Here is a 6255-nt window from a genome sequence, read left to right as displayed (position 1 = left end):
GGCCGGGCGCCGGCGGGCCGCCTCGGGCGGGGCAGCACCGGCGCGGACACGGGCGAGGGGGGCATCGGCGGCCGCGTGAGCATGCGTGCCAAGCTATCCGGCTCCGCAGTCCGCACCGAAACGGGACATACGGAGCCGGGGGCCGTGCCGGAGGAACGCCGCCGGCCGGAAGTGGCCTGATGACGCCTAGTACTTGGCGTCTTCGCCCGTCCGGCCGAGGCGGCTGTGGCCACGGCTGTACGCGAAGTAGACGACGTAGCCCAGGGCCATCCAGATGCCGAACCGCAGCCAGGTCTCGGCCGGCAGATTGAGCATCAGCCACAGGGAGGCGGCCACCGAGAGGATCGGGACCACCGGCACCCACGGGGTGCGGAAGGCGCGGTGCAGGTCGGGCCGGGTCCGGCGCAGGACGATCACGCCGAGGGCGACGACGACGAACGCGAAGAGCGTGCCGATGTTCACCAGCGTCGCGAGCTCTTCGAGGCTGGTGAAGCCGGCGATGATCGCGATCAGCACGCCGAGCAGGATGGTCGGGCGGTACGGGGTGCGGAACTTCGGGTGGGTGACCGAGAAGAAGCGCGGCAGCAGTCCGTCGCGGCTCATCGCGAAGAACACCCGGGTCTGCCCGAGCAGCAGGATCATGCACACCGTGGTGAGACCGACGGCGGCGCCGAAACTGATGGTGCCGGCGTAGAAGGGGTGCCCGGTGGCCTTGAAGGCGTCGGCGAGCGGGGCGCTCACCGAGAGCTCGCTGTAGTGCTGCATACCGGTGACCACGAGCGACACGGCGACGTACAGCACGGTGCAGATCAGGAGCGAGCCGAGGATGCCGCGCGGCATGTCCCGCTGCGGGAGCTTGGTCTCCTCGGCGGCGGTGGCGACGACGTCGAAGCCGATGAAGGCGAAGAAGACGACCGAGGCGGCGGTGAAGATGCCCATGACGCCGAAGTTCGTGGGCTCGTAACCGAACATCAGCTGTACCAGGGGCGCGTCCCAGCCGGATCCGGCGGGCGGGGTCACGGCGTCCGGGATGAAGGGCGAGTAGTTGTCGGCCTTGATGAAGAAGGAGCCCGCGATGATGACGATCAGGACCACGGTCACCTTGATCGCGACCACGAGCGCGGTGACGCGCGCGGACAGCTTCACCCCGACCACCAGGATGGCCGTCAGCAGCAGGACCAGGATGAACGCCAGCAGGTCGAACCCGAATCCGTTCGATGCCTCCGGCCCGGACAGCGCTTCGGGCATGTTCCACCCGATGTTGTCCATGAGCGAGCGGACGTAGCCCGACCAGCCGACCGCCACCACCGCCGTGCCCAGCGCGAACTCGAGGACCAGGTCCCAGCCGATGGTCCAGGCGACCACCTCGCCGAGCGAGGCGTACGAGAAGGTGTACGCCGAACCGGCCACCGGGACGGTGGAGGCGAACTCGGCGTAGCAGAGCGCGGCGAGCGCGCACACGACGCCGGCGGCGACGAAGGCGAGCGCGGTCGCGGGGCCTGCCGTCTCCTTGGCGACCTTGCCCGTGAGGACGAAGATGCCGGTGCCGATGATGACACCGACGCCGAAGACGGTCAGGTCGAGCGCGGAGAGGGACTTCTTGAGCTCGTGCTCCGGCTCCTCGGTGTCACGGATCGACTGTTCGACGGTCTTCGTCCGGAACATGCCCTCTTTGGCTGGTCCTTGGTCGTGCTGCGTACTCACCGGCGTACCTCCGACTGTCGGCTGTCGCCCAACCTTGAAGTGAGCGAGTTTCAGTCATGATCGTGAGTGAACCGGTCAGTTCCCACGAGGACCGCCGCCCGGTTTCACCCGATGGGAGGCACGGACCGGTATGCGTACCGGCCCTGCGAGTTGACCCTTTCGGGGGATCGAAACCAAAGGGCCCGCCCGGAGCGTGTGCTCCGGGCGGGCCCTTTTCGCCTGGTGTGGCGGGCCGTCAGTCGCGCGCGGCCTCGGCCGGCGCTTCCTCCAGACGGCCGTCCAGCCTGGCGACCAGGCCCGTCACCTGACGGGCGATGTCCGGCGCCGTCAGACCGATCTCGGCCATGACCTCCTTGCGGGAGGCGTGGTCGAGGAAGCGCGGCGGGATGCCGAAGTCGCGCAGCGGTACGTCGACGCCGGCGTCCCGCAGCGCCTGGGCGACGGCGGAGCCGACGCCGCCGGCGCGGCTGTTGTCCTCGACGGTGACGACGACGCGGTGCTGCTCGGCGAGCGGCGCGAGCGCCTCGTCGACCGGCTTGACCCAGCGCGGGTCGACGACGGTCGTGGTGATGCCCTGCTTGTCGAGGAGGTCGGCGATCTCCAGGCACATCGGCGCGAGCGCGCCGACGGAGACGAGCAGCACGTCCGCCGTGCCCTCGGCCGGCCTGCGCAGGACGTCCATGCCGCCGACCTTGCCCACGGCCTTGACCGCGGGGCCGACCGCGCCCTTGGAGAAGCGGACGACGGTGGGCGCGTCGTCGACCTCGACGGCCTCGCGCAGCTGGGCGCGGACCTGGTCGGCGTCGCGCGGGGCGGCGATCCGCAGGTTCGGGACGCACTGGAGGATCGACATGTCCCACATGCCGTTGTGCGAGGCGCCGTCGGTGCCGGTGACGCCCGCGCGGTCCAGTACGAAGGTGACGCCGCAGTTGTGCAGGGCGACGTCCATCAGGACCTGGTCGAAGGCCCGGTTGAGGAAGGTCGCGTACACGGCGAACACGGGGTGCAGGCCGCCGGTCGCCAGGCCCGCCGCGGAGACCGCGCCGTGCTGCTCGGCGATCCCGACGTCGTAGACGCGGTCGGGGAACGTCTTCGCGAACTTGTCGAGGCCGACCGGCTGGAGCATGGCGGCGGTGATCGCGACGATGTCCTCGCGCTCCTTGCCGAGCTTGACCATCTCCTCGCCGAACACCGAGGTCCAGTCGACGCCCGAGGAGGCGATCGGCAGGCCGGTGTCGGGGTGGATCTTGCCGACGGCGTGGAAGCGGTCCGCCTCGTCGGCGAGGGCCGGCTGGTAGCCCCGGCCCTTCTCGGTGAGGCAGTGGACGATGACGGGGCCGCCGAAGCGCTTGGCGCGCTGGAGCGCGGACTCCAGGGCCTCGATGTCGTGGCCGTCGATCGGGCCGACGTACTTCAGGCCGAGGTCCTCGAACATGCCCTGCGGGGCGATGAAGTCCTTGAGGCCCTTCTTCGCGCCGTGCAGGGTCTCGTAGAGCGGCCTCCCGACGACGGGGGTGCGCTCCAGGATGTCCTTGCCGCGGGCGAGGAAGCGCTCGTAGCCGTCGGTGGTGCGTAGGGTGGCGAGGTGGTTCGCGAGGCCGCCGATGGTGGGCGCGTACGAACGCTCGTTGTCGTTGACGACGATGACGAGCGGGCGGTCCTTGGCGACGGCGATGTTGTTCAGCGCCTCCCAGGCCATGCCGCCCGTGAGGGCTCCGTCACCGATGACGGCGACGACGTGGTGGTCCTCCTTCTTGAGGACCTCGTTGGCCTTGGCGAGGCCGTCGGCCCAGCCGAGGACGGTCGAGGCGTGCGAGTTCTCGATGACGTCGTGCTCGGACTCGGCGCGCGAGGGGTAGCCGGACAGGCCGCCCTTCATCTTCAGCTTCGAGAAGTCCTGGCGGCCGGTGAGCAGCTTGTGCACGTAGCTCTGGTGTCCGGTGTCGAAGAGGACCTTGTCCTTCGGCGACTCGAAGACACGGTGCAGAGCGATCGTCAGCTCGACGACACCGAGGTTGGGCCCCAGGTGTCCGCCGGTCTTGGAGACCTCGTCCACGAGAAATGTCCGGATCTCGGCGGCCAGCCGGTCCAGCTGCTCCGGGGTGAGCCCGTCCAGATCGCGCGGTCCCGTAATGCGGGTCAGCAGCGCCACCCGTGCCTCCTTGCAGTTGAACTGTCTGCTTGCCGGTCTGTCGAGTCTAATGTTCCGCCCGCGGCGTTGGTCATCGGGCGGTGCGTTCTGCGTCACGCGTCGGTTACGGCCGGGCGCGCGCACAGCCGTGCCCGGCACCGGAATCCGGTGCCGGGCACGGCTGGGAGGGTGCGGTCAGGCGCGACCAGCGGTCTTCTGCGTCTTCCGGGTGACGGAGTCGATCACCACGGTCGCCAGCAGGACACCACCGGTGATCATGTACTGGATCGGCGTGGCGATGCCTTCGAGAGCCAGGCCGTACTGGATCGAGACGATCACCATGACGCCGAGCAGCGCGTTCCAGGTCCGGCCGCGGCCGCCGAAGAGGCTGGTGCCGCCGATGACGGCCGCCGCGATGACGTTCATCAGCAGGTCGCCGGCGCCGGCGCTCTGGTTGGCGGCGGCGATCTTGGAGGCCCAGAACAGGCCGCCGACGGCGGCGAACGTACCCGCGATCGCGAAGACCGAGATCCGGATCGCGGTGACGTTGATGCCGGCCCGGCGGGACGCCTCGACGCTGCCGCCGAGGGCGAAGATCTTGCGCCCGTACGCCGTGCGGCGGAGCACGAAGTCCGTCACGACCAGGACGACCAGGAAGAGGACGAGTGCCAGCGGCAGGCCCTTGTACTGGTTGAACATGATCGCGGCGGCGAAGGCGACCACGGCGAGCAGCACCGTGCGCAGCACGGTGTCGACGAGCGGCCGGGACGGGATGCCGGCGGCCTCGCGGCGGCGGTTGTCCAGGAAGGACGAGAGGAAGAAGCCCGCCACGGCGAGTGCGGCCAGACCGTAGGCGGCGGCCACGTCGGAGAAGTAGTACGTGGTCAGCCGGCCGATCACGCCGTCGCCGTCCAGGTTGATGGTGCCCTGGTCGCCGAGGAGCTGGAGCATGAAGCCGAGCCAGAACAGCAGGCCGGCCAGGGTGACGGCGAACGCGGGCGCGCCGACCCGGGCGAAGAAGAAGCCGTGCAGGGCGCCCATGGCGGCGCCGCTGACGATCGCGACGAGTACCGCGAGCCACTCGTTCATGCCGTGGGTGACGCTCAGCACGGCGACGATGGCGCCGGACACGCCGCTGACCGAGCCGACGGACAGGTCGATCTCGCCGAGCAGCAGCACGAAGATGATGCCGACGGCCATCATGCCGGTGGCGACCATCGTGACGGCGATGTTGCTGAGGTTCTGCGCGGACAGGAAGTTCGAGTTCAGACCCTGGAAGATCGCGCAGATGAGGATCAGGCCGATGACGACGGGGATGGACCCCAGGTCGCCGGCGTGCAGCTTGCGCTTGAACTCGGACACGTAGCCCGCGAAGCCGCGTTCGCGGACGAGCAGCCGGGGGTCGACGACGGTGACCGCGTCGTGCGCCGCCTCGGGGTTCTCGACGGCGGGGCCGCCGGGGGTGGAGGACTTGTCGATGCTCACTTCTGAGCCTCCCCGTTGCGCGCCGCACGGCGGGTCACGGCGTTGTCCGTGGCACCGGTGATGGCGGAGATGATCTCTTCCTGCGAGGTGGTCTTCACGTCGAAGACGCCGTTGTTCCGGCCGAGCCGGAGCACTGCCACCTTGTCCGCGACGGCCTTGACGTCCGCCATGTTGTGGCTGATGAGGATCACGGCGTGACCACGCTCGCGCAGCCGCTCGACGAGGTCGAGGACCTGGGCGGTCTGCTCGACACCGAGGGCGGCGGTGGGCTCGTCGAGGATGACCAGCTTCGGCTCGCCGAGCATCGAGCGGGCGATCGCCACGGTCTGGCGCTGGCCGCCGGAGAGCGAGGCGATCGGGATGCGCACGCTGGGGATGCGGATCGACAGCGTGGTGAGCAGTTCGAGCGCGCGGCGCTCCATCTCGACCTCGTTGAGGACACCGCGCTTGCGGATCTCCCGGCCGAGGTAGAGGTTGCCGACGACATCGATGTTGTCGCACAGCGCGAGGTCCTGATAAACGGTCGCGATGCCCAGGTTCTGGGCATCGTGCGGCCGGTTGATCCGGACGGTGCTGCCTTCCCACTCGATGACGCCGTCATCGATGGGGTGCACGCCGGCGATCGTCTTGACCAGCGTGGACTTTCCGGCGCCGTTGTCGCCCACCAGGGCGACCACTTCACCGGCGTGGACCTCAAGCTCTACGTCGGTGAGCGCCTGAACGGCACCGAACCGCTTGGAGACCCCGCGCAACGCCAGCACGGGCGTAGCGGACACGTGAACCATCTCCTTCGCCGCCTGACCGGCGGGATGACGCGCCGGGAGGAGGGCGCGACGGTTGAGCAGAAGCGAACTGAGGGGAAGAAGCGTTTCTGTACGGCGCTCCGCCCGATAGCGGGGGCAGAGAGGGGGCGGAGCGCCGTACAGGCTTCGGGG

4 protein-coding genes are annotated in these 6255 nt (G+C 69.4%); all 4 read right to left on the bottom strand.

Going from position 1 to position 6255, the window contains the following annotated elements; genetic code table 11:
* Window positions 1-186: 186 nt before the first annotated feature.
* The 4 genes from E2E34_RS29680 to E2E34_RS29665 all read right to left on the bottom strand — a co-directional run bounded on the left by E2E34_RS29680 (window position 187) and on the right by E2E34_RS29665 (window position 6105).
* Window positions 187-1665, bottom strand: coding sequence for an amino acid permease (locus tag E2E34_RS29680; protein ID WP_208765377.1), 1479 nt, complete (start codon window positions 1663-1665; stop codon window positions 187-189).
* A 274-nt stretch (window positions 1666-1939) separates the two neighbouring features.
* Window positions 1940-3856 (bottom strand): 1-deoxy-D-xylulose-5-phosphate synthase, encoded by a 1917-nt coding sequence (gene dxs, locus E2E34_RS29675; RefSeq protein ID WP_138904958.1) that lies wholly within the window; start codon window positions 3854-3856, stop codon window positions 1940-1942.
* A 174-nt stretch (window positions 3857-4030) separates the two neighbouring features.
* The gene (locus tag E2E34_RS29670; RefSeq protein ID WP_138904957.1) at window positions 4031-5320 is read right to left on the bottom strand and encodes a sugar ABC transporter permease; all 1290 of its coding nucleotides are present in this window, start codon (window positions 5318-5320) and stop codon (window positions 4031-4033) included.
* Entirely contained in the window at window positions 5317-6105 is a 789-nt protein-coding gene (locus E2E34_RS29665; protein WP_138893947.1) for an ATP-binding cassette domain-containing protein, read from the bottom strand. The genes E2E34_RS29670 and E2E34_RS29665 overlap by 4 nt, the downstream gene beginning before the upstream one ends.
* Between the last annotated feature and the right edge of the window lie 150 nt (window positions 6106-6255).

This window comes from Streptomyces albidochromogenes, from assembly GCF_005981925.1.
GTDB lineage: Bacteria > Actinomycetota > Actinomycetes > Streptomycetales > Streptomycetaceae > Streptomyces > Streptomyces albidochromogenes.
This window is presented reverse-complemented; position numbering and strand designations above follow the sequence as displayed.

What these genes read in the sequence shown, in the direction of transcription:
- E2E34_RS29680 (WP_208765377.1), bottom strand. Translation starts at nt 1,665, where the DNA reads ATGTTCCGGACGAAGACCGTCGAACAGTCGATCCGTGACACCGAGGAG.
- E2E34_RS29665 (WP_138893947.1), bottom strand. Translation starts at nt 6,105, where the DNA reads ATGGTTCACGTGTCCGCTACGCCCGTGCTGGCGTTGCGCGGGGTCTCC.